The sequence below is a fragment of the Comamonas koreensis genome (genome assembly GCF_021026195.1).
In the GTDB taxonomy this organism is placed as follows: domain Bacteria; phylum Pseudomonadota; class Gammaproteobacteria; order Burkholderiales; family Burkholderiaceae_C; genus Comamonas; species Comamonas koreensis.
Genome location: NZ_JAJNCT010000002.1, coordinates 1 through 2,386 on the forward strand (window position 1 = coordinate 1; position 2,386 = coordinate 2,386).

3 protein-coding genes are annotated in these 2,386 nt (G+C 62.0%); all 3 read right to left on the reverse strand.

Translation table 11 applies throughout. The features are described 5' to 3' along the window. The coding region (locus LPW39_RS00025; protein WP_230770377.1) for a hypothetical protein at positions 1-418 on the reverse strand (418 nt) is incomplete at its 3' end. 1 nt (position 419) lies between these two features. Further along, positions 420-854 (reverse strand): hypothetical protein, encoded by a 435-nt coding sequence (locus tag LPW39_RS00030; protein WP_230770374.1) that lies wholly within the window; start codon positions 852-854, stop codon positions 420-422. Between the two features lie 242 nt (positions 855-1,096). After that, positions 1,097-2,386 (reverse strand): replicative DNA helicase (locus tag LPW39_RS00035; protein ID WP_230770378.1); only part of this gene is annotated, 1,290 nt, incomplete at its 5' end.

Consider the following 2,386-nt stretch of genomic DNA (forward strand, 5'->3'; position numbering starts at 1 on the left):
GCGTCATTGCGCCAGCCTCAACCACAGCCTCCGCCTGCGTGTCGAAGAAACCTGTGCGCCAGCAGATGCTGCCCTTTCGCACCTCGCACGCAGTCCTACCATCAACCCCCAGAAACTGAACGCGCCAGCCTTCTCGCTCCAACGCATAGCGCAGCTGCGCGCCATTGACCGGACTTGCTGCAGTCTTTACATGCTCCTGGCTCCAGGCGTGGGCTAGCACATCGTCTGGCAGCCTGCGCACCTGCATGTATCCGTCTATCTGAATCTCCACCTTGCAATCCCGGCAGCGGCTGAACCAGCCCATGGTCCGGTTGTTCCAAACGCTCCGGTTTTCATGCAAGCAGTGGCCCAAGTAGCGCACATTCACCATGCGCTCTGCCTCGGACAATGCGCGGTCAGCTTTGTACTCGCCGTCCACGTTATGCACCCCGGTTAATCAGCATCTGACGCGCATCACGCAGCAGATCAGCCAGGCCTTGGAGGCTGGTGCCCAGCTTCTTGCTCGCACGGGCGGGGCTGGCTTCCTTGCTGCGCGGGTCCAGGACATAGCACCAGTTCAATACAGCACGGTGTTTCTCTGGCAAACCGGCAACAGCCTTGGCTACCTTCGCCGCGTCCATGGGATCCATCAGTTCGGCCGGCACATCACCAGGCTGACGCAGCTGCGGCTCACGCGGCATGCCTCGAAACATGGGGGATACGTCGCGGCGCATCGGGCCGTGGCACCACCTGCCCCAGTTGGCCAGGCGCACATCCATTGGGCGGTGCTGGGGGAGGACCTGTGTGAAGTCCACATAGCCCCGGGCGCTGCGGCGCGCTGGGGTGGATAGTGCTGCGGTCTCTGCAAAGTTCATTCGGGCTCCGTTTCGGTTATTGGGGATGGGTAGCGCCAGCTGGTCGATGGCTCAGGGCGTTCATGGCAAGGGTTGACGCCGTTCGGCATTCGTCTTCAGACCCCAGGTGTATGGGCACCCAGTCAGAACAGGCGTTCTCGACGTAGGCCCGGCGGTTGCACTTGAGCATGGCCTCCACCGGCTCTACATGCAGCGCTGATTGGGTGTAGCTCCACAGGAGCACATGCGTTGCCTCTGCTGGCTTAGTAGTCATCGGGATACCTCTTGTGCGCCCGTGGGGCAGTGGTGGCGGTGTTGGTGTTGCTGGTGAGGGATTCGGTGGATTCAGACCAGCGCTGGTACTTGCCGTCGAAGTTCAGAGCCATGTCGCTCTGCCCCAGGTCCCGGCCCTTGATGGCGCCCAGGCCCTTGATGGATGACTCATCGATGTCGCCCTTCTTGTGGTCCCACAGCACCAGCACAATGTCGGCGTCCTCCTCGATGGCGCCGCACTCCTTCAGGTCGGACAGCTGGGGCTTGGGGTTGGAGCGCTTTTCCACCTCGCGATTGAGTTGGGACAGCAGCACAAGAGTGATACCCAATTGACCAGCCAGGCGCTTTAGGTTGCGGGTGATCTCTTCCAGCTGTACGCGGCGGTCCTTGCGCTCGTCAGTGGCGGCCATCAGCTGCAGATAGTCGATGACCACCAGCTTGATCTTGTGCTTGCGCACCAGCTTGCGAATCTTGGCGGAGATCTCTGCCAGGTTGACGCCTGGGCAGAACTCGAAATACAGCGGCAGATCCCTCATGCGCTCCATGGCGTCTGGCACTCGGCCATAGTCATCGGGGCTGAGCTTGCCAGTTTTGAGCAAGCGCAGTGGCACCCGGCCGAGGTTGGCCACCGTGCGGCGCATCAGCTCCTTCTCGTTCATTTCCATGCCCAGGAATGCGGAGGGATAGCCCCGCTCGGCCTGGTTGAGCGCCAGCTGCTGGGCAAAGGATGACTTACCCACGCTTGGCCGCGCAGCGATGACGATCAACTGCCCGTCATACGTGCCGCCGGCGAGGATGTAATCCAGCTTCGTAATGCCCGTCTCGCGCCCCAGCACGGCCTTGCCGTCGGCCAGGTCCTCCAGCTCGTCAAGGAACGGGATAGCCAACTCACCCACCGACTTGGCCTCAGAGGTCATGCGCTCATCAGCAATGGCATCAAACAGCGTCACGGCCTGGCCTGAGATCTCCTCGGCTGAGAGCGATTTATCCTTGAGCAGCTCACCCACCTTTGCCGAGGCGTCTGCCACGCGGCGCAGCCGGTGCAGGTTCGCCACAATGCGGGCGTGGTGGGTGACCATCCGCACCGAAGCAAAGGAGCTTGTCAGGTTGTTGAGGTAGCTGGGCAGGCCAGCGGCGTAGGCTTCATCCACCCTGCCCTGCAGGTCCTGCAGCACCACCACCGGGTCAACATCACGCCCCGCCAACACCAGCCCCTCCACAGCGATCCAAATGCTTTTGTGCAGCGGGTGAGCAAAGCTGCCAGCCGACACATGCCCGGC

Excerpts from the sequence above, each read along its gene's own strand:
- LPW39_RS00030 (WP_230770374.1), bottom strand. The coding sequence starts at position 854 with ATGAACTTTGCAGAGACCGCAGCACTATCCACCCCAGCGCGCCGCAGC.